The sequence below is a fragment of the Mesorhizobium sp. NZP2077 genome (assembly GCF_013170805.1).
GTDB lineage: Bacteria > Pseudomonadota > Alphaproteobacteria > Rhizobiales > Rhizobiaceae > Mesorhizobium.
The window spans coordinates 5,659,948-5,680,008 of the sequence record NZ_CP051293.1; the positions used below are offsets into that span (position 1 = coordinate 5,659,948).

The 20,061-nt window shown below is 63.4% G+C and carries 18 protein-coding genes and 1 riboswitch; of the genes, 9 read left to right on the plus strand and 9 right to left on the minus strand.

Annotated elements, in window-relative coordinates:
- Nucleotides 1-152: 152 nt before the first annotated feature.
- Nucleotides 153-1,793 (minus strand): acyl-CoA synthetase, encoded by a 1,641-nt coding sequence (locus HGP13_RS28345; protein WP_172231777.1) that lies wholly within the window; start codon nt 1,791-1,793, stop codon nt 153-155.
- Nucleotides 1,794-1,992: 199 nt separating this feature from the next.
- Between HGP13_RS28345 and HGP13_RS28350 the strand changes: the two genes are divergently transcribed.
- Entirely contained in the window at nt 1,993-2,958 is a 966-nt protein-coding gene (locus tag HGP13_RS28350) for a sugar-binding transcriptional regulator (protein WP_172231780.1), read from the plus strand.
- Between the two features lie 86 nt (nt 2,959-3,044).
- Nucleotides 3,045-5,099, plus strand: a complete 2,055-nt coding sequence (locus HGP13_RS28355) for a bifunctional aldolase/short-chain dehydrogenase (protein WP_172231783.1) — start codon at nt 3,045-3,047, stop codon at nt 5,097-5,099.
- A 66-nt stretch (nt 5,100-5,165) separates the two neighbouring features.
- Here the strand turns inward: HGP13_RS28355 and HGP13_RS28360 are convergent, their stop codons facing one another.
- The 3 genes from HGP13_RS28360 to HGP13_RS28370 form a co-directional block, all read right to left on the minus strand.
- Nucleotides 5,166-6,155 (minus strand): substrate-binding domain-containing protein, encoded by a 990-nt coding sequence (locus HGP13_RS28360; RefSeq protein WP_246707473.1) that lies wholly within the window; start codon nt 6,153-6,155, stop codon nt 5,166-5,168.
- 107 nt (nt 6,156-6,262) lie between these two features.
- Nucleotides 6,263-7,258, minus strand: coding sequence for an ABC transporter permease (locus HGP13_RS28365; protein WP_172231789.1), 996 nt, complete (start codon nt 7,256-7,258; stop codon nt 6,263-6,265).
- Nucleotides 7,259-7,339: 81 nt separating this feature from the next.
- A complete protein-coding gene (locus HGP13_RS28370; protein ID WP_172231792.1) occupies nt 7,340-8,851 on the minus strand; it encodes a sugar ABC transporter ATP-binding protein in 1,512 nt (503 codons plus the stop codon).
- A 135-nt stretch (nt 8,852-8,986) separates the two neighbouring features.
- Between HGP13_RS28370 and mtnK the strand changes: the two genes are divergently transcribed.
- Both mtnK and mtnA read left to right on the plus strand, forming a co-directional pair.
- Entirely contained in the window at nt 8,987-10,261 is a 1,275-nt protein-coding gene (mtnK, locus tag HGP13_RS28375) for an S-methyl-5-thioribose kinase (protein ID WP_172231795.1), read from the plus strand.
- Complete coding sequence (mtnA, locus tag HGP13_RS28380; RefSeq protein ID WP_172231798.1) at nt 10,258-11,352, plus strand: S-methyl-5-thioribose-1-phosphate isomerase; 1,095 nt, start codon at nt 10,258-10,260, stop codon at nt 11,350-11,352. Before mtnK ends, mtnA begins: the two co-directional genes overlap by 4 nt.
- Before the next feature lie 31 nt (nt 11,353-11,383).
- Here mtnA and HGP13_RS28385 read toward each other — a convergent pair whose 3' ends face one another.
- Nucleotides 11,384-11,923 carry an Lrp/AsnC family transcriptional regulator gene (locus tag HGP13_RS28385; protein WP_172231801.1) on the minus strand — a complete coding sequence of 180 codons (540 nt, stop codon included), beginning with the start codon at nt 11,921-11,923 and terminating at the stop codon, nt 11,384-11,386.
- A 48-nt stretch (nt 11,924-11,971) separates the two neighbouring features.
- Here HGP13_RS28385 and HGP13_RS28390 point away from each other — a divergent pair, with 48 nt between their 5' ends.
- From HGP13_RS28390 to dhaL, 4 genes are all read left to right on the plus strand, one after another.
- Nucleotides 11,972-13,147 (plus strand): MFS transporter, encoded by a 1,176-nt coding sequence (locus tag HGP13_RS28390; protein WP_172231804.1) that lies wholly within the window; start codon nt 11,972-11,974, stop codon nt 13,145-13,147.
- Nucleotides 13,148-13,246: 99 nt separating this feature from the next.
- Nucleotides 13,247-13,393: riboswitch (FMN riboswitch) on the plus strand.
- 77 nt (nt 13,394-13,470) lie between these two features.
- Nucleotides 13,471-13,944: a 6,7-dimethyl-8-ribityllumazine synthase gene (locus HGP13_RS28395; RefSeq protein ID WP_172231807.1), complete on the plus strand. Its 474-nt coding sequence runs from the start codon at nt 13,471-13,473 to the stop codon at nt 13,942-13,944.
- A gap of 62 nt (nt 13,945-14,006) precedes the next feature.
- Complete coding sequence (locus HGP13_RS28400; protein ID WP_172231810.1) at nt 14,007-15,020, plus strand: dihydroxyacetone kinase subunit DhaK; 1,014 nt, start codon at nt 14,007-14,009, stop codon at nt 15,018-15,020.
- A gap of 15 nt (nt 15,021-15,035) precedes the next feature.
- A complete protein-coding gene (gene dhaL / locus HGP13_RS28405; protein ID WP_172231813.1) occupies nt 15,036-15,671 on the plus strand; it encodes a dihydroxyacetone kinase subunit DhaL in 636 nt (211 codons plus the stop codon).
- Here dhaL and HGP13_RS28410 read toward each other — a convergent pair.
- From HGP13_RS28410 to HGP13_RS28420, 3 genes are read right to left on the minus strand one after another with little or no spacing between them, the layout of a single operon-like run.
- Entirely contained in the window at nt 15,668-16,108 is a 441-nt protein-coding gene (locus tag HGP13_RS28410) for an RpiB/LacA/LacB family sugar-phosphate isomerase (protein ID WP_172231816.1), read from the minus strand. The genes dhaL and HGP13_RS28410 overlap by 4 nt on opposite strands.
- A 28-nt stretch (nt 16,109-16,136) precedes the next feature.
- On the minus strand, nt 16,137-16,895 hold the full coding sequence (locus HGP13_RS28415) for a triose-phosphate isomerase (RefSeq protein WP_172231819.1): 759 nt from the start codon (nt 16,893-16,895) through the stop codon (nt 16,137-16,139).
- Between the two features lie 23 nt (nt 16,896-16,918).
- Nucleotides 16,919-17,683 (minus strand): DeoR/GlpR family DNA-binding transcription regulator, encoded by a 765-nt coding sequence (locus HGP13_RS28420; RefSeq protein ID WP_172231822.1) that lies wholly within the window; start codon nt 17,681-17,683, stop codon nt 16,919-16,921.
- 275 nt (nt 17,684-17,958) lie between these two features.
- Here HGP13_RS28420 and fba point away from each other — a divergent pair, with 275 nt between their 5' ends.
- A complete protein-coding gene (gene fba / locus HGP13_RS28425; RefSeq protein ID WP_115143709.1) occupies nt 17,959-19,023 on the plus strand; it encodes a class II fructose-bisphosphate aldolase in 1,065 nt (354 codons plus the stop codon).
- Between the two features lie 63 nt (nt 19,024-19,086).
- Here the strand turns inward: fba and HGP13_RS28430 are convergent, their stop codons facing one another.
- Nucleotides 19,087-20,028 (minus strand): TIM barrel protein, encoded by a 942-nt coding sequence (locus HGP13_RS28430; RefSeq protein ID WP_172231825.1) that lies wholly within the window; start codon nt 20,026-20,028, stop codon nt 19,087-19,089.
- Nucleotides 20,029-20,061 lie beyond the last annotated feature (33 nt).

Sequence of the window (20,061 nt, forward strand, 5' to 3'; positions counted from 1 at the left end):
GAGCCATTCTCGACTGTTGGAGCACGGCCGCCAGGTCACGGCATGGATCCTAGGGTTTCCGCGACGTCGCTTCGCGACTGCTCCACCCCAGGATGACGAAGTCAGGAAGGTCCGCGACAAATTGCCAAGGCCATCGCAAGAATGACGGTGCGCTAAGCCACCTTGGCCATTTCCCGCAGCCGGAATTTCTGGATCTTGCCCGTCGAGGTCTTCGGTATCTCCGCGAAAATCACCGCTTTTGGCACTTTGAAGCGGGCAAGCAGCGCGCGGCAGTGCTGGATGATCTCGGCCTCGCTCGCCGCCTTACCGGGCTTCAACTCGACATAGGCAACAGGCACCTCGCCCCATTTGTCGTCGGCGCGGGCAACCACACCGCATGACGCCACAGCCGGGTGTTTGTAGAGCGCATCCTCGACCTCGATCGAGGAGATGTTCTCGCCACCGGAGATGATGATGTCCTTGGAGCGGTCCTTGAGCTGGATGTAGCCGTCGGGATGCATGACGCCGAGATCGCCGGAATGGAACCAGCCGCCGGCGAAGGCTTCGTCGCTTGCCTTGCGATTCTTGAGATAGCCCTTCATGACGATGTTACCGCGGAACATGACCTCACCGATCGTCTCGCCGTCGGCCGGCGTCGTCTGCATCGTCTCGGGGTCCATGATGGTAAGCCCTTCGAGCGCGGCATAGCGCACGCCCTGCCGTGCCTTCTTGGCGCTGCGCTCGCCCTTTGCGAGGCTGTCCCATTCGCCGTGCCATTCGTTGACCACAGCCGGACCATAGGTCTCGGTCAGGCCGTAGAGATGGGTGACGGCAAAGCCGGCATCTGCCATGCCCGACAGCACGGCTTCCGGCGGCGGCGCGGCCGCGGTGTTGAAGGTCACGGTCTGCGCGAACGTTCGCTTGTCCTCGTCCTTCGCGTTGATCAGCACCGACATGACAACCGGCGCGCCGCAGAGATGGGTGACGCCGTGATCGGCGATGGCGTCGTATATCGGCTTCGGCCGCACCCAGCGCAGGCAGACATGGGTCCCGGCCTGGACGGCGAGCGTCCAGGGGAAGCACCAGCCATTGCAATGGAACATCGGCAGCGTCCAGAGATAGACGGCGTGCTTGGCCATGCCGGCATGGATGGTGTTGGTGTAGGCCATCAGGGCGGCACCGCGGTGGTGATAGACGACTCCCTTCGGATTGCCTGTCGTGCCTGAGGTGTAGTTGAGCGAGATGGCGTCCCATTCATCGTCCGGCATCGACCAGGCGAAATCCTCATCACCGCCGGCGACAAAATCCTCATAGTCGAGCGCGCCGATGCACTCACCTTTCGGATAGGGCGCATCGGCGGCGTAGTCGGGATCGTCGTAGTCGATGACCAGCGGCTTGGCCTTGGCCAGATCGAGCGCTTGCCGGACGACACCTGAGAATTCCCGGTCGACGATGAGTATCTTGGTTTCGGCGTGGTCGAGCTGGAAGGCGATGACCGCGGCATCGAGGCGGGTGTTGAGCGAATGCAGCACCGCCATGGTCATCGGCACGCCGAAATGCGCCTCCAGCATCGGCGGCGTGTTGGACAGCATGACGGTGACCGTGTCGCCCTTGCCGATGCCGCGCTTTTGCAGCGCCGAGGCGAGCTTCAGCGAGCGGCGCCAGAAATCACGATAGGAGATGCGCTGACGGCCATGGACGATGGCGATGTGGTCGGGATAGGTCCTTGCCGCGCGCTCCAGATAGGTGAGCGGCGTCAGCGGCTGGTGGTTGGCCGCGTTCCTGTCGAGATCCTGTTCATATGGATTGCCCATCCCGCCTCCCCTTGCTTCCTGGTTGGAGACTTCTAATCACAGGCTCCTGGCCGCGTCACCATTCTTCTAAGGGAAGCCTTGTCTACACCACAGCCAGCTTCGCCTTGATCCCGATCAACAAGTGCAAGAACGTTTGCACTCTCCCGCTCAATTTGACTTTTGTCGAGAGCCGTGACTAATGTCAGCCCGAGGAGACGGCATGGCGATCCGACCGGCAGAACAGCTCATACACAAAGCCGCCTGGCTCTATTATGCGCATGGCTTGCGGCAGGACCAGGTTGCAAGCCAGCTTAACATTTCCCGTGCTTCCGTGGCCATGTATCTGCGCAAGGCGCGCGAGACCGGCATCGTCAACATCTCGACCTCGACCCAGCTGTTCACCGACGATGTGATGGCGCGCAAGCTCGAGGACGCGCTGGGCCTCGACGCAGTCTGGATCGCGCCGGAGAACGGCCATATTCCTGATCCGTCGACGGACATTGCCGTGCTGGCGGCGAGTGTCTTCCTCGAACTGGTCAAGAAGGGCGACCGCATCGGCGTCGCCTGGGGTCGCACCGTCTACAGGATCGCCGACATCATGTCCTATGCCGACCTGCAGAATGTCACGGTGGTCCAGCTCTGCGGCAATCTCGGGGCACCCTATTCCTACCGGCCTGACCAATGCACGATGGAAATCGCGCGCCGGCTCAATGCCAAGGGGTTGAACTTCTACGCGCCGCTGGTGCTTTCGACGGAAGAACTGGCGCGCGCGCTGCGCGCCGAGCCGGTAATCCGCGAGCAGCTTTCGGGGGTCAAGGACTGCGATTTGGCGCTTTATTCGGTCGGCGCGGTCGATGCCGACAGCCATCTGGTCAAATGCGGCGCGCTGACGTCAGAAGAAATGGCCGAACTGCGCAGCCGAGGTGCCGCCGGCGTCATCGCCGGGCAGATCATCGATGCCGAAGGCAAGGTGCTCGACTGCAGCTATAACAGGCGAGTGATCTCCGCCGAGCTTGCCTCGCTGCGTGCCATCGCCAGGCGGCTGATGGTGGTGCAGGAGGACAGCAAGTTCGAACCGCTGCTGGCGGCGATCGCCGGCGGACTTTGCACGCATCTGGTGGTCGGTGCGCATATGGCGCAGCGGCTGCTCGATCATGCCGGAGCGGCGCCCCAAAAAGCATCCTGAAAAGCAACCCTTCGCCGGCGCATTGTCATCAAGGCGTCGCGGCATTCCTGTTTCACCACCCAAGACAACAACTGGACGAAGCTAACATGAAGAATTTGTGGAACGACGACGCGGCCGAGAAACTCGTTGCCGACTATGCGAAGAAGGGCGTCGGCCGCGACCTCGCGCTGCGCGTCTACACGACGCGGCTGCTGGGTGGCGTGCCGCAACTGGTCCTGCATGGCGGCGGCAACACTTCCTGCAAGATCAAGGCGACCGACCTGGTCGGTGACGAATGGGACGTGCTGTGCGTCAAGGGCAGCGGCTGGGACATGGCCGTCATCGAGCCGCAAGGCCTGCCGGCGGTCAAGATGGGCGCCCTGCTCAAGGCGCGCGCGCTGGACAAGCTCGCCGACGAGGACATGGTGGCGCTGCAGCGGGCGAACCTCATCGACCCATCCTCACCCAATCCTTCGGTGGAAACGCTGCTGCACGCCTTCCTGCCGCACAAATTTGTCGACCACACCCATTCGACCGCCATCCTGGCGATCGTCGACCAGGAAGACTCGAAGCCGCTGGTGAAAGCGGTGTTCGGGAGCAAGATGGGCTATGTGCCCTACATCATGCCCGGCTTCGATCTCGCCAAGGCGGCGGCTGACGTCTTTGACGCCGACCCTACAGTCGAAGGCCTGATCCTCGACAAGCACGGCATCTTCACCTTCGGCGACGACGCCAAACAGGCCTACGACCGGATGATCCACTATGTGAACGTCGCCGAGGAGTATGTCGCCAAGAACGCCAAGCCGAAGGCGGCAAAGGCGGCGCTGCCGGCAAAGCTCTCGACACCGGCTTCCATCGCGCCGATGCTGCGTGGCGCGGTTGCGGTGGCGCGCGGCGAGGGCCGCTTCGACCGCATGATCTCCGATTTCCGCACCTCCGACGCGATCGTCGATTTCATCAATTCGGCAGGGATTGCCGACTATGCCGGACGCGGTGTGTCGACGCCGGATCTGTCGATCCGCATCAAGACCGGGCCGATGGCGGTGCCGGCGCCCGATGCGGACAAGGCCGGCGACTACAAGGCCGTCATCAAGAGCCATGTCGATGCCTTTGCCCAGGACTATCGCGCCTATTTCGAAACCAATGACGCACTCGACGACGTCAAGCGTACCATGCTCGATCCGATGCCGCGGCTGACGCTGGTGCCGGGGCTCGGCATGTTCGGCCATGGCCGCACGCTGAAGGATGCCAGGGTCGCGTCGGATGTCGGCGAGATGTGGATCGAGGCGGTGCGCGGCGCGGAAGCCGTCGGCCGTTTTCATCCGCTGTCCAAGGCCGATTTGTTCCCGCTCGAATACTGGTCGCTGGAGCAGGCCAAGCTTGCCTCCAACAAGCCGAAGCCGCTGACCGGCCAGGTGGTACTGATCACCGGCGGGGCCGGCGCGATCGGCGCGGCAACGGCAAAACTGTTCGCCGACAATGGCGCCCATGCCGTCGTCGTCGATCTCGATGGCGACAAGGCCGCGAATGCCGCCAAGAAAGCCGGAAACAATTCGATCGGAGTCGCCGCCGACATCACTGACCCGGCTCAGGTGCGTGCCGCCTTCGACAAAGCGGTTGCCGTGTTCGGCGGCGTCGACATTCTCGTCTCCAATGCAGGTGCAGCCTGGGAAGGCCGTATCGGCGAACTCGACGATGCGCTGCTGCGCAAGAGTTTCGAGCTCAATTTCTTCGCCCACCAGTCGGTGGCGCAGAACGCCGTGCGCATCATGCTCGAACAGGGCACCGGCGGCGCTCTTCTGTTCAACACCTCCAAGCAGGCGGTCAATCCGGGCCCGAAGTTCGGCGCCTATGGCGTGCCGAAGGCGGCGACGCTGTTCTTGTCCAGGCAATACGCGCTCGACTATGGCGCCCATGGAATCCGCTCGAACGCCGTCAACGCCGACCGCATACGGTCGGGCATTTTGACTGACGCCATGATCGCCAGCCGCTCCGGCGCTCGAGGCGTGTCGGAGAAGGAATATATGTCCGGCAATTTGCTCGGCCAGGAAGTGACGGCGCAGGACGTGGCGCAGGCCTTCCTGCATCATGCGCTGGCCGAACGGACCACCGCCGACGTGACTACGGTCGACGGCGGCAACATCGCGGCGGCGCTGCGGTAGGCATTCCGGTAGACAACAAAAAGGGCGGCTCATGGGCCGCCCTTTTCATATGTGTCGTGACGAACCTTACTTCGCGTTCGGGTTCGGCATCCAGGCAGGCATGGCGACATCGGCATGGGCGAACTGCGGCAGCTTGGCCGACAGGTCTTCCATGTTCTTGATGTCCTTGTCGATCAGCTCCTTCTGGGTGATCAGCGTCGGTGGCACGATGACGTTGTGGCCGGGGTCCTCACCGGCCAGCAGCTGCGCCAGAGCACGCACCGAGACCTGGCCGACGACGGCCGGGTTGGTGGCGGCGGTCGCCGCCCAGGCGCTGTCGGGCTCGCGCATCGCTGATATGTCCGATGTCGAGATGTCGGCCGAATAGATCTTGATGCCCTTGTTCAGGCCGGCTTCGTCGACGGCGATCTTCACGCCCTTGGCGAATTCGTCATAGGGGGCGAACATCACCTTGATGTCGGGGTGGGCCGACAGCACCGAGCGCGCCTGGTTGGCGACGGAGTTGGCGATCGGATTGTCGAGCGTGCCGAACATCGCGACTTCCTTGATGCCGGCATATTTTTTCTTGACGTCGACCCAGGTCTCGTTGCGGCGGTCGAGCGGCGCGATGCCGGCGACATAGACATAGCCTGCATTCCAGCTCTCGCCATTGTCCTTGACCGCCTGTTCGAGCGCGAGGCGGGCCAGGTCTTTGTCCGACTGTTCGATCTGCGGGATCTTGGGGTTTTCGACATTGACGTCGAAAGCCACCACCTTGATGCCGGCGTCGACCGCGCGCTGCGCGGCGTCCTTCATCGATTCCGTCAGGCCGTGCTGGATGATGATGCCCTGCACGCCGAGCGCGATGGCCTGGTCGACCATGTCGGACTGAAGGGCGGCGTCCTGGCGGCTGTCGAGCACGCGCAGGTCGATGCCGAGCGCCTTCGACTGCGCCTCGACGCCCGAGAGATAGGCCTGGAAGAAGTCACCGGTCGAGAGATAGCGCACCAGCGCGATCTTGACGCCGGGCTTGTCGAACGGCGCCGGCTTGTCGGCGGCCAGCGCCGGGAACTGCATCAGCAGTGTTGCGCCGGCCAGCCCGAGCGCCGCCTTGCCCAGAAGTCTTCTTGTAATCACCTTGTTTTCCTCCACGCTTGTTGAATCCAGATCCTGTCCGGTCGAAACTATCCCCTGCCCCTGCCTGAAAGGGCAAAGGTGAAGACAAGGGCGACGACCAGCACCACGCCCTTGACGAAATCCTGCGTGTAGTAAGGCGCGTTCATCATCGTCAGGCCTTGCAGCAGGATGCCGACGAACAGCGCACCGACAGCGGTGCCGAAGGCGTTCGGCTTGGCGGCGCCGAGCACCGCGTAGCCGATCAGCGCCGCGGCAACTGCATCGAGCAGCAGATTATTACCCGAGGCGATGTCGCCGCGTCCAAGCCGGGCGGCGAGCAAAATGCCGCCGATCGAAGCAAAAACTCCTGAAATAATGTAGGCCCAGATCTTGTATGCCTTGACAGGCGCACCGGCGAGTTCGGCGGCGCGCTCATTTGAACCGACGGCATACATCATGCGGCCGAAGCGGGTGTATTCGAGGAAGAACCAGATCAGCACGGCCAGCACCAGCAGCACGACAACCGACACCGGAATGAGATTCGGGATGAAGAAATCGAAGCGGTGACGGCCAAGCGCCAGGAAAGCATCGGAGAATTTGCCGTTGGCAACCGAGCCGTCCGGCATGGTCATGCCGGTGGCGATCGAGCGGCCCTCGGTCGGGATGCGCTGCAGGCCGACAAGCAGGAACATCATGCCGAGCGTCGCCAGCAGATCGGGCACGCGCATATAGACGATCAGCCAGCCATTGATTAGGCCGACAATGGCACCGATGAGCAGGCAGACGACGACCGCAACGACGGCGTTCTGCTCGAGCACCACCATGACATAGGCAGCCGCCATCATGGCCGAGGTGGCGACCGAGCCGATCGACAGGTCGAAGCCGCCGACGACCAGCGTGGCGGTGACGCCGAGCGCCAGCACGCCGGTGATGGCGACCGACTGGAAGATGAAGACGGCACTTTGCGGCGAGACGAAACCGTCGGCGGCGATCGCGAAATAGGCGACCAGCCCGAACAACAGGACGATGAAACCGTAACGGATGGCGTAGTCGCGCAACGTCATTCAGCGCACCCCGGCGCCGCTGCCCTCTTTACCCAACTCAAACCCATGCTCTCTCCATTCCAATTCTACCCGCCGCCACGCTCAGGCAGCGCTGTGCAGCGGCCCGCCGGCGACCTCAGCCAGCAGGCGATCGAGATCGACTTCGGCGTTGCGGTGTTCGCCGACGATCGTGTGTTCCGACATCACCAGGATGCGGTCGGCCGTCTCCAGTGCCTCGTCGAGTTCGGTGACGAACAAAAGCGTCGCACGGCCGTGGGCGCTCGCCCTCAGCTTGGCGGCGATGTCGCGCCTGGCCGAGATGTCGACACCCTGAAACGGCTCGTCGAGGATGAACAGCGCGGCATTCTGCGCCATCCAGCGGGCGACCATCACCTTCTGCTGGTTGCCGCCGGACAATGCCGACATCTCGTCCTTCTCGGAGCGGCAGACGATGCTGAGTTCCTCGATCTGGCGGCGCGCGGTGGCACGTTCGAGGCGGCGCTTGAGAACGCTCAGATTCGACATCCGCTTCAGGAACGGCAGGCTGACATTGCGCTCGATGTTGAAGCCGCCGACGATGCCGCTGGTGGCACGATCCTTGGCGACGAGGAACACGCCGGCGGCGATCGCATCCCCGGCCGAGCGCGGCGCATAGGGCTTGCCGTTCATCGTCATGGTGCCGGCGAGCGGCTTGCGCACACCGAACAGCGTTTCTGCAAGCGCCGTCTTGCCGACGCCGACAAGGCCGGTGATGGCAACAACCTCGCCATCGCCAAGCGTCAGCGAAATCGGCCTGGCGCTTTGCGCGATGCGCAGGCCTTCGACGGTCAGGACCGGTTTGACTGAGTCCCTGGCAACGATCTGGTCGAGATGGATCTTACGGCCAAGCATGGCGTTGACCGCGCCTTCATAGTCGAGCGGCTTGGTATCGAAGACGCCCGAAATGACGCCGTCACGCATCGAGACGATGCGATCGGCAAGCCGCCTGATGTCGGACATGCGATGCGAGATATAGAGGATCGCCACGCCTTGTTCGCGCAGCCTGTCGATCAGCGCAAACAGCCGATCTGCCTCGGCGCTGGAGAGCGAGGAGGTCGGCTCGTCGAGGATCAGCACTTTTGGCTGATGCGCCAGCGCACGCGCGATCGCCACCATCTGGCGATCGGCCAACGAAAGGTCGTTGACGCGGGCCTTGAGATCGATGGCCAAACCCATGCGGTCGGCGACGGCCTTGGCCTCACGGCGAACGCGGGCCGGATTGAATAGGGTCGGCACGCCCCGGCCGCTCAGCCTGTCAAGCGTCAGATTGGTGGCGACATCGAGGTCGGCGACGACGCCGTCATTGATGTTCTGGTGGACGGTAACGACACCGGCGCGGATTGCTTCCGCCGGCGTGTTGGGCGCGAACTCCAGCCCGGCAAGCGTCATGGCGCCGCCGCCGCGCTCATAGACGCCGCTGACGATCTTGACGAGGGTGGATTTGCCGGCGCCATTGGCGCCCATCAGCACGGTGACTTCGCCGGAATGCAGCTCAAGCGAGATGCCGCCAAGCACCTCGTTACGGCCAAAGGATTTCCTCAGTCCCTCTACGCGGAACACGGCATTGCCGACCATGCGTTCCTCCCTGACCCGACGCTATGGTCAATATCGGCAATTGTCAACACGATTGACAATTGCCAAATCGCTTCCTAGCTTGGCCACGCCGCCATGCCTCCGTTATATCGGGAGCGCACATGCGGGAGGATGATGATGACTCAGAAATTGCCGTTCGAAGCACTGTCGGTCGAGACGCTTGCAACGCGCCTCGGTGCCAACGAGGCGCTGTGCGCCAAGATCGGCAAGGACACGGCCCAATGGAATGTCCGCGAGGTCGGCGACGGCAATCTCAACCTGGTGTTCATCGTCGAGGGCGCCAGCGGTGCCGCTGTGGTCAAGCAGGCCCTGCCCTATGTCCGCCTGGTCGGCAATAGCTGGCCGCTGCCGCTGAAGCGTTCCTTCTTCGAATACCACGCGCTGACAAGGCAAGAGGCGCGTGCGCCGGGCTCGGTGCCGACGATCTATTATTTCGATGAAGGCCAGGCGCTGATCATCATGGAGTATCTGGCGCCGCCGCACATCATTCTCAGGCGCGCCCTGATCGACGGGCGCCAGCTGCCGAACATCGCCAGGGATACCGGCCTGTTCATGGCCCGTACGCTGTTTCGTGGTTCCGACCTGTCGATGGTGACCAGGGATCGCAAGGCCGATCTCGCGCTGTTCGCCGACAATGTCGACCTCTGCGACATAACCGAGAACCTGGTGTTTTCCGATCCCTACTTCGACGCCAAGATGAACCGGCATACGTCGCCGCAGCTCGACGGCCTCGTTGCCGAACTGCGCGCCGATCGCGACCTCAAGGTCGAGGCGCAACGGCTGAAGCATATTTTCGCCGCCAATGCCGAAACGCTGCTGCATGGCGATTTGCATTCCGGCTCGATCATGGTCACCGACCAGGAAACGCGGATGATCGATCCGGAGTTCGCCTTCTATGGTCCGATGGCGTTCGATGTCGGCATGTTGCTCGCCAATTTCTGGATGTCCTTCTTCTCGCAGCGCGGGCATGAGCAGAAGAGCACGCGCGATGCCATGCGTTCCTATCTGCTCGGAGTCACCGCGGAGACATGGGCAGTGTTCCGCACCGAGTTCTCGCATCTGTGGCGAAGCGAGCGCACCGGCATGCTCTATCAAAAGAGCCTGTTCGAGGATCAGGGCGACATGCTCGCCGCCGAACAGGCGCTCGACCATGTCCTGCACCAGATCTGGACCGACCTGCTGGGCTTTGCCGGTATCGAGGTGCACAGGCGTATCCTCGGCCTTGCCCACAATGCCGATTTCGAGACCATCGCCGACGAGGACCTGCGCGCCTCCTGCGAGGCGAAGGCGCTTAAATTCGGCCGTCACATCGCCGTCAACCGGCGCCAGATACATAGCGTCGACGAGGTCAACACCCTGGCCACGCTGATCGAACAGGAGAACGGCATTTGAACGTCGGCGACCGCCACTATCGCACCATCTGGCTGAGCGACGATGGACGTTCGGTCGACATCATCGACCAGCGTTGGCTGCCGCATGATTTCCGCGTCGAGACGATCGGCACGGTCACCGGCATCGCCACCGCGATCCGCGACATGTGGGTGCGCGGCGCGCCGCTGATCGGCGTCACCGCTGCCTATGGCGTTGCCATGCAGATGGCGGACGACCCTTCCGACGAAGCGCTCGAGGCCGTGTGGGAGACGTTGCACGAGACGCGCCCGACGGCGATCAATCTGCGCTGGGCGTTGGACGAGATGCGGCGCTTCCTCCGCCCGCTGCCAATGGGACAACGCGCCTCAGCCGCCTATCGGCGGGCCAGCGAGATCGCCGACGAGGATGTCGAGCTGAACCGCGCCATCGGCGAGAACGGTCTTGCCATCATCAAGGCGATCGCCGCCCGCAAACAGCCGGGCGAGACGGTCAATATCCTGACCCACTGCAATGCCGGCTGGCTGGCGACCGTCGACTACGGCACGGCCACTTCGCCAATCTACCTGGCGACCGAAGCCGGCATTCCGGTCCACGTCTATGTCGACGAGACGCGGCCGCGCAACCAGGGCGCCCAACTGACCGCCTGGGAAATGGCCGGCCACGGCGTGCCGCACACGCTTATCGTCGACAATGCCGGCGGCCATCTGATGCAGCGCGGCGCGATCGATATGGTCATCGTCGGCACCGACCGCACCACCGCCGATGGCGATGTCTGCAACAAGATCGGCACCTATCTCAAGGCGCTGGCCGCCGCCGACAATGACGTGCCGTTCTATGTCGCGCTGCCGTCGCCGACCATCGACTGGACGGTGCATGACGGGCTGGCCGAAATCCCGATCGAGCAGCGTTCGGCGGATGAAGTCTCGCTGGTCTGGGGCAAGACCGCTGCCGGCGAAATCGCCCAGGTGCGCATCTCGCCCGAGGCGACACCGGCCGCGAACCCGGCCTTCGATGTGACTCCGGCGCGGCTGGTGACCGGACTGATCACCGAACGCGGCATCGCCAAGGCCTCGCGCGAGGGCCTGAAGGCGATGTTCCCAGAACGAGCCTAACGCCAGCATTTCACGGGCTCGTTCCAGCCTGTTAATACAGAGGCTCGGCCATGTGCTTGGGCGTTGGCCATGTCTCGGTGACGCCAGGCTGCACCGGGCGCTCGAGATAGGTCGACAGCACAACATAGCTGCGCGTCGAGGTGATGCCGGGTGTTTCGTAGAGGCGAGCGAGCAGACCTTCGAGCGCCCTCGTATCTTCCGTGCGGACCTTCAGCAACATGCAGGTATCGCCGGCGACGGTGTGGATTTCCTCGACTTCCGGATATTGCGAAACCGCCATCAGCTCCGGGGTCTTGCCCCAGCCCCTGGTGTCGATATGGACGAAGGCCAGCAATGGCTTCTTCACCGCCTTGGGGTCGATGATGACAGCGGTGCCGCGAATGGCGCCGCTGCGCCGAAGGCGCTTGACCCGTTCATGGGCAGCAGGTGGTGAAAGACCGACCCGATCGCCGAGTTCAGCATAGCTGACCGTGGCGTCGTCGACGAGGACGCCTAATATTTTTCGGTCAATCGCATCGACATCGCGGGGCGCTGGCGTGTTCCGCGGAATGGTATCTGTTTCTTCATCCATATCAACAATCCCCGTTGCCACGGAATACAATACGGCCATTATGGTGATATGTCGAACAGCAATCAAGCCACAGCCCTGCCAGCCGATGCCAGGCCGCCGATCCCGGCCCTCGCCTATCTGCTGACCGGCTGCATCGCCGTGATCGGCTCGAATTCGCTGGTCCTGGGGCCGATAGCCCCGGCCGTCGCCTCCTCGTTCGGAACAAGCGTACCGGTGGTGATGATCGCGGCAGCTGCGTTCGGGCTCGGCACCTCGGCAAGCGCCCTGTTCCTGGCCCGCTACATCGACCGGCTCGGCGCCCGCCGGATGCTGCAGGGTGCACTGCTGTTGCTGGCCATAGCCCTCGTCGCCAGCGCGGCCGCACCGATACTGATCATGCTGGTCGCGGCTCAGCTCGTCGCTGGCATCGCCGCCGGCGTCGCCATGCCGGCGATCTATGCCAGTTCGGCGGCGATCGCGCCGCCTGGTCGCGAAAGCGGGACCATCGGCGTGGTGCTGACCGGGTGGACGCTCAGCATGGTGGCCGGAGTTTCGCTGTCGGCCGTGCTTGCCGATCTCGTGCATTGGCGCGCCGTCTTTGCCGCCGTCGCGGTGCTTGCCGCCCTAGCATGGGTCGGGCTGACCATGTCGTCGCTCAGCGACGCTAGGAGGGCCGGGCCCGCGCCCGCCCCGCTGGAGGCGCTGAGCATTCCCGGCATTCTCCCGCTGCTGGTTGCCTGCGCCGCCTTCATGACCTCATTCTACGGTGTTTATGGCTATCTGGGCGACCATCTTCATGCCGGCCTGGGAGAGCCGGTCAGCGCCAATGGGCTGGCTGCGCTTGCCTATGGCGTGGGCTTCGGCATGGCGGCGCTTCTCGATGGTGTCATCGATCGGCTGGGCGCCCGGCGCGTCATGCCGTTCGCCTATCTTCTCGTCGGCGCCGTCTATGTCGCCATCGCCGCGACAAGCGACAGTTTCGGCCTGACGCTCGCCATGGTGGCGGTGTGGGGACTTGCCAATCATTTCGGACTGAATGTCCTGGTGATGCGCCTTTCCGCACTCGACCCCTCACGGCGCGGCACCATTATGGGCCTGAACAGCGCGGTGACCTATCTGGCGGTCTTCATCGGCACCACCGGCTTCGGGCCGCTCTATTCCAGCTTCGGCTTTGCCTTCTGCGCGATGGTTGCTGCGCTGCTGATGCTGGTTGCAACTACTGCGGCGGCGTGGCGCACACGCTGAGGCATTTCTCCATACAATTGCTCCAGTCGACAGAACGTGATTGGCCACTGACCTGGCGCGGTTGACAGCAGCACCCCTGCCCTTCCATACAAAGCCCGTTAATGTTCTCAGGGCGGGGTGAAAGTCCCCACCGGCGGTAAGGATCTCGATCCAAGCCCGCGAGCGCTTTCCAACAGAGTTGGAAAGGTCAGCAGATCCGGTGTGATTCCGGAGCCGACGGTATAGTCCGGATGAAAGAGAACGAAACGGAAAACGGACCGCCCTGGCGGGCCGGATTTCGTATCGTGCGTCCTGATTCTGGTTCGAAACGGAAGGATGGACCCATGAATCAGCATTCCCACAAAGACTATGAAACTGTTCGCATCGCCGTCATTCGCGCGCGCTGGCATGCGGATATCGTCGATCAATGCGTACACGCCTTCGAGGTGGAACTGGCCGATATCGGCGGCGGTCGCTTCGCCGTCGATGTCTTCGACGTGCCCGGCGCCTACGAAATCCCGCTGCACGCCAAGACCTTGGCTGAGCCCGGGCGCTATGCCGCGATCCTCGGCACGGCGTTCGTCGTCAATGGCGGCATCTACCGGCATGAGTTCGTCGCCAGCGCCGTCATCGACGGCATGATGAACGTGCAGCTATCGACCGGGGTGCCGGTTCTTTCGGCGGTGCTGACGCCGCACAATTATCACGACAGCGCCGAACACCACCGCTTCTTCTTCGAGCACTTCACCGTCAAGGGCAAGGAAGCGGCCAAGGCCTGCGTGGAAATTCTCGCCGCACGGGAAAAGATCGCGGCATGAAATCTTCCCGGCCGGGTGGAAATCGCGATAACACCCGGTAGTATTTGCGAAAAGTCGGGAGGATGCCGGTGCAGACCAAGAAGATTATCAATGACGGCAATCGCGCCGTCGACGAGATGCTCGAAGGAATCCTCGCCGCGCATCCTCGCCATCTCAGGAGCGCGGACGGCAGCCCGCGCTCGATCATCGCCCGTGACGGGCCGCGGCCCGGCAAGGTCGGGCTGGTGATCGGCGGCGGCTCGGGCCATGAGCCGACCTTTCTCGGCTTTGTCGGCAAGGGACTGGCGGACGCGGCGGCGATCGGCAATGTCTTTGCTTCGCCGCCGCCCGATCCGATCCTCGAATGTGCCAAGGCGGTGAGCGGCGGCGCCGGCGTGCTGTTCATGTATGGCAACTATGCCGGCGACGTGATGAATTTCGACATGGCGGCCGAGATGGCAGCGATGGACGACATCGAGGTGCGAACCGTACTGACCACCGACGACGTCGCCTCGGCGCCGCGTGACCAGCGGGACAAGCGCCGCGGCGTCGCCGGCAATTTCTTCATCTTCAAGGCGGCCGGTGCCGCCTGCGACCTCATGCTCTCCCTGGACGAGGTGGAGCGCGTCGCGCGCAAGGCCAACGACCACACCTTCACCATGGGCGTGGCGCTGTCGCCCTGCTCGCTGCCGCAGACAAGGCGGCCGAATTTCGAGATCGGCGCGGACGAGATGGAGATCGGCATGGGCATCCATGGCGAACCCGGCATCGCGCGCGGCAAGCTCGGCACCGCCGACGCGATCACCGACGAGATGCTGGACAAGATTTTCGCCGAAATGGCGCCGAAGCGCGGCGACAAGGTCGCGGTGCTGGTCAATTCGCTCGGCTCGACGCCGCTGATGGAGCTCTACATCATGAACCGCCGGGTCAGGCAGCGGCTCGACGCACTCGGCGTTTCCATCCACGCGACCTGGGTCGGCAATTACTGCACGTCGCTGGAGATGGCCGGCGCCTCGGTGACGCTTTTTCACCTCGACGAGGAGCTGCAGGCCATGCTCGACCATCCCTGCGACTGCGCCATGTTCCGTGCCGGCTGACGAAAGAGCGTTCCCGTGACCATCGATGCCGCCGACCTGAAAAAAATGTTCGATGCGATCGCGGTGGCGATCGAGGCCGACAGGGACCGGCTCTGCCAGCTCGACGGTGTCATTGGCGACGCCGACCATGGCATTGCGATGGAGCTCGGCTTCAATGCCGTGCGCGATGCACTGGCGCCGCTCGACCTTGCAACGACCGAGCCGACGGCGCTGCTCAACATGGCAGCGAAATCGTTCCTGAATGCCGTCGGCGCCTCGTCAGGCCCGCTCTACGCAACGGCCTTCATGCGCGCAGCCGCCGCCGTCAAGGGCAAGGCGACGCTGGCGGATCCGGACTTCATCGCCCTGTTCCAGGCTATGGCGCAAGGCATCAAGGATCGCGGCAAGGCGAAACCAGGCGAAAAGACGATGGTCGACGCCTGGCAGCCGGCGGCCGAAGCGGCCGCCGCAGCCAATGTCGCCGGCAAGACCCTGGCTCAGAGCCTCGAGGCGGCCCTCGCCGCCGCCGAGTCTGGTGCTGAAGCGACCAAGGATATGATCGCCGCCAAGGGCCGCTCCTCGCGGCTCGGCGAGCGATCGCTCGGCCATATGGACCCGGGCGCGGCGTCGGCCGTCACCGTCATCCGCGCGGTGCGAGACAGTCTCGCTTAGCTCTTCGCGGCGTCGAGCCTGTCGATCGCCTGGACATTGCCGGCCGACGGTCCCTTCTCGTCGAACTCGGAGGCGAGCCAGGTATCGACGATCGCCTTGGCCAGCTCCGGGCCGATGACACGGGCGCCCATGGTGATGATCTGGGCGTTGTTGGATTTCGCCGCGCGCTCGGCCGAATAGGTGTCGTGGGTGAGTGCGGCGCGGATGCCCGGCACCTTGTTTGCCGAGATCGAGACGCCGATGCCGGTGCCGCAGAACAGGATGCCGCGCTCGTTCTCGCCGTCGATGATGGTCTGGGCGAGTTTTTGCGACAGGTCGGCATAGTAGCCGGCCTGGCTGAGGTCGCTGACCGTGAGGCCCGGCTTGGTCGCAAGGTGTGCGGCGATGACGTCTAGCAGCGGCTTGCCCGCGCTGTCGGCTCCAATGGCTATTTTCATGTTTTTTCCCTTTCGTGTTTGGATGATTTCAGATCGTCGCCGAAGCGCGGCCGAGAATGTCGATGTAGCCATCCGCCTGCCAGGCGGAGCGGCCGATGAAGAGGCCGTCAATATTGGGCTGGCCGATCAACTCGGCGGCATTGCCGGGATTGACGCTGCCGCCATAGAGCACCGCTGGCACGGACGGCAGCAGGCCGCCGGCCACCGTCTTGATCAGCGCCTGCTGCTTGTCGGCATAGTCGGCGCTGGCCGGAATGCCCTTGTCGCCGATCGCCCACACCGGCTCGTAGCCGAACAGGATTTTCGCGCCCTTCGCCTCGCCTTCGAGGAATTGCAGCGCCCCTTCAACTTGGGCGCTCAGCACAGCATCGGCCTTGCCGCTTTCGCGCTCGGCCAGTGTCTCGCCGACACAGATCAGCGGGATCAAGCCGTGCTTCACCGCTGCCGCCGTCTTCAGGCCGACAGTGCGGTCGGTCTCGCCAAAATGCTCGCGCCGTTCGCTGTGGCCGAGTTCGACCAGATCGAGCCCGCAGTCGGTCAGCATCAGCGGCGAGATCTCGCCGGTCCAGGCGCCGGCATCGGCCCAATGCATGTTCTGGGCACCGACCTTGATGCGCGTCGACGACAGCGCCCGCTTGACCTCGCGCACCGCCGTGAAAGGCGGGATGACGAAGGGCTGGATGCGGTCATCGAAACCGGGAATGAAGCCGGCTAGGCGCTCGGCGAAATCCAGCGCCTCGGCGAGCGTCTTGTTCATCTTCCAGCTTGTGCCGACCCAATACACCACGTGTGCTCCTTTCAGTGCCGAACTCAGTTGCCGACCAAGGCCACCGAGACACCGGCGGCATCCAGCGCCTCGTACAACCCCGGTTCGAGCTCACGGCCAGTGAAGACCGTGTCGAACGCCTTGAGGTCGGTGAGAAAATGCAGCGCCGTGCGGCCGAACTTGCCGTGATCGACCAGCAGGTATTTGCGGGTTGCCGCCGCCATCATCAGCCGCTTGGCCTGCACCACCTCCTGGTCCTGGTGGAAGGCGGAGGCGCCATGGATGGCGGATGAGGACAAGAAGGCGACGTCGGCGCGCAGCGATTTGAGCATGTCCTCGGCGAGCAGGCCGAAGAAGCCGTGGAATTTCTTGCTGTATTGGCCCCCGAGCGCGATCAGGTTGATGCCTCCCGCTCCGGCTAGCTCCTGGATGACGGCCAGATTGTTGGAGATCACCGTCAGCGGCCGCAGATCGGCGAGATGGCGCGCAATGCCGCCCGCTGTCGAACCGTCGTCGATGATTACCGTCTGGCCGGGCTCGATCATGGCCACGGCGGCTGCCGCGAGGCGCTGCTTTTCCCCGGTCGCCTGCTTTTGCCGGTAGCGGAAATCGCTTTCGAACAGGCTGCTCGGCTGGATCGAGGCGCCGCCACGCACCTTGCGCAGGAAACCGCTTTCCTCGAGATCGTCGAGGTCGCGGTGCACGGTCATCTTGGAAACGCCAAAGCGCAAGGCGAGGTCATCGACGCCGGCCTGACCGGCGTCCATCAGAAACTCCATGATGCCTTGCCGCCTGATATCGCTCTTCATTGCCGCCGACCGCCAACGCCGAAACGTGGCTCCTTGATCGAAAGCTCAGGATATAACAGCTATCGTCGCAAAAGTATCAAATATTTTGTGATAATGGGATAATTTCCTGGGATATTCCACTTGCCCCGATCGCGGCGCTGTAACAAGAATTGCGGCCGGGACGGTCTGTCACGGTTGCGGTTGCGCCGAAATCCAGCCAGAAGCATCGGTGGGCTGGACGATGTGCGGACAGTCCGCAACCACCAGGTTTGAAACCAGATACGGGAGACTATTCGTTGGCTCGCATCACACTGAGACAATTGCTCGATCACGCTGCTGAATACGGCTATGGCGTGCCGGCCTTCAACATGAACAACATGGAACAGGGCCTCGCCATCATGGAGGCGGCGGAAGAGACCAAATCGCCCGTCATCCTGCAGGCAAGCCGCGGTGCGCGCGCCTATGCCAATGACGTGGTGCTGGCCAAGCTGATCGATGCGCTGGTCGAAATCCATCCCGACATCCCGGTCTGCATGCATCTCGACCATGGCAACAACGAAGCCACCTGCGTCACCGCGATCCAGTACGGCTTCACCTCGGTGATGATGGACGGCTCGCTCAAGGAAGACGGCAAGTCGCCGGCCGACTACGCCTATAACTCCGGCATCACCAAGCGCGTCGTCGACATGGCGCATTGGGGCGGCGTGTCGGTCGAAGGCGAGATCGGCGTGCTCGGTTCGCTGGAGAGCGGCGGCGGCGAGCAGGAAGACGGCCACGGCGTCGAAGGCGCGATCAGCCACGACCAGCTCTTGACCGATCCGGAACAGGCGGTGGAGTTCGTCAAGGACACGCATGTCGATGCGCTGGCGGTGGCGATGGGCACCAGCCATGGCGCCTACAAATTCTCGCGCAAACCCGATGGCGCGGTGCTGGCCATGAACGTCATCGAAGAGATCCATCGGCGGCTGCCGAACATGCACCTCGTCATGCACGGCTCGTCCTCGGTGCCGGAGGATCTGCAGGAGATCATCAACAAATACGGCGGCCAGATGAAGCCGACCTGGGGCGTGCCGGTGGAAGAGATCCAGCGCGGCATCAAGCACGGCGTGCGCAAGATCAACATCGACACCGACAACCGCATGGCGCTGACCGGTGCGATCCGCAAGGTGCTGACGGAAAATCCGAGCGAGTTCGACCCGCGCAAATATCTGACGCCGGCGATGGCGGCGATGAGGAAGCTCTGCAAGCAGCGCTTCGAGGAGTTCGGCACCGCCGGCAACGCCCAGAAGATCAAGCCGCTGCCGGTCTCGGAAATGGCCAAGCGCTATAAATCGGGCAGCCTCGATCCGAAGTTCGGCTGAGTCTGGCGACTTCAAACCTGCAGAGTTCGACGGGCAGGAGCTGCATCAGCTCCTGCCCGATTTCTATTCGGCCTTTGGCCGGAGATCGGACCTGCCGCTCTCGATGAACGGCGCCCAGTAGTCGACGGACTCACGGATCATGGCGACAACCTGATGGTCGACCGGCTCGCGCTCGCGGAACGACAGTTCGAGGCAGATCTCGTTGTCGATGCCGCCGCCGCGCCGCACCGTCTCCAGCAGTTTTGCCGGCGTGATGCGGCCATCCCTGTTGTAGGTCGCCGTGAACGGCCAATGGCCGCCCTTGTTCATCGACGATTGCTTGATGTGGATGATCGGCGATTTCCTCGGAAAGGCTTCGGCCCAGGCATAGGGATCGATGTCGGCCGGGTTGCTGGAGGTGACGTCGCCATGGTCGATATCGACCATCATCTCCAGCGGAATGGCGATGCCTGCGGCGTCGATCGCGCCTTGCAGTTGCCGGCAGTTCTCGATGGTGTGGCCGAACTCGCGGCCGACCGACATCGGCTCCCAGAACAAATAGGTCAGGCCTGCCGCCTTGGCATGCTCGGCGACCTCGCGCCAGCAGTCCAGCGCGATGTCGAACAGCCTGGCGCGACGCTCGAGGTCGTCAAAGTCGCGATGGGTGAAGATGGCGAATTGCGTGCCCATGCCGCTTGCGCCAAGCTCGGCTGAGATGTCGGCGAAGGTCTTGAACCAGTCGACATAGTAGCGGCGTACATCGGCGTCGGGATGGCCGAAATGATTGAGCCGGCCGTAGGGACCGGTCATGCCGGAGGTGACGCGCACGCCGGTGCGGGCGAGTGCGTTGCGAAACAGGCGGACGAATTTGACGATCGTCGCCGCCGGCCAGCCCGGATTGACGAATTCATGTGTAAGCTGCACGTCCCGAATGCCGATGCCATAGGCGATGGTATCGATCAGGTCGTCCGGGTCGGCAAAGCGGTTGACCAGTGGATTGGTGTTGAGGGAGAGCGTGAAGGCCAAGGCCGCTATCCCTCCCCGAGCAACGACACGATG

What these genes read in the sequence shown, in the direction of transcription:
- HGP13_RS28345 (WP_172231777.1), bottom strand. Translation starts at nt 1,793, where the DNA reads ATGGGCAATCCATATGAACAGGATCTCGACAGGAACGCGGCCAACCAC.
- HGP13_RS28350 (WP_172231780.1), top strand. Translation starts at nt 1,993, where the DNA reads ATGGCGATCCGACCGGCAGAACAGCTCATACACAAAGCCGCCTGGCTC.
- HGP13_RS28355 (WP_172231783.1), top strand. Translation starts at nt 3,045, where the DNA reads ATGAAGAATTTGTGGAACGACGACGCGGCCGAGAAACTCGTTGCCGAC.
- HGP13_RS28360 (WP_246707473.1), bottom strand. Translation starts at nt 6,155, where the DNA reads ATGCAGTTCCCGGCGCTGGCCGCCGACAAGCCGGCGCCGTTCGACAAG.
- HGP13_RS28365 (WP_172231789.1), bottom strand. Translation starts at nt 7,258, where the DNA reads ATGACGTTGCGCGACTACGCCATCCGTTACGGTTTCATCGTCCTGTTG.
- HGP13_RS28370 (WP_172231792.1), bottom strand. Translation starts at nt 8,851, where the DNA reads ATGGTCGGCAATGCCGTGTTCCGCGTAGAGGGACTGAGGAAATCCTTT.
- mtnK (WP_172231795.1), top strand. Translation starts at nt 8,987, where the DNA reads ATGACTCAGAAATTGCCGTTCGAAGCACTGTCGGTCGAGACGCTTGCA.
- HGP13_RS28385 (WP_172231801.1), bottom strand. Translation starts at nt 11,923, where the DNA reads ATGGATGAAGAAACAGATACCATTCCGCGGAACACGCCAGCGCCCCGC.
- HGP13_RS28390 (WP_172231804.1), top strand. Translation starts at nt 11,972, where the DNA reads ATGTCGAACAGCAATCAAGCCACAGCCCTGCCAGCCGATGCCAGGCCG.
- HGP13_RS28395 (WP_172231807.1), top strand. Translation starts at nt 13,471, where the DNA reads ATGAATCAGCATTCCCACAAAGACTATGAAACTGTTCGCATCGCCGTC.
- HGP13_RS28400 (WP_172231810.1), top strand. Translation starts at nt 14,007, where the DNA reads ATGCCGGTGCAGACCAAGAAGATTATCAATGACGGCAATCGCGCCGTC.
- HGP13_RS28410 (WP_172231816.1), bottom strand. Translation starts at nt 16,108, where the DNA reads ATGAAAATAGCCATTGGAGCCGACAGCGCGGGCAAGCCGCTGCTAGAC.
- HGP13_RS28420 (WP_172231822.1), bottom strand. Translation starts at nt 17,683, where the DNA reads ATGAAGAGCGATATCAGGCGGCAAGGCATCATGGAGTTTCTGATGGAC.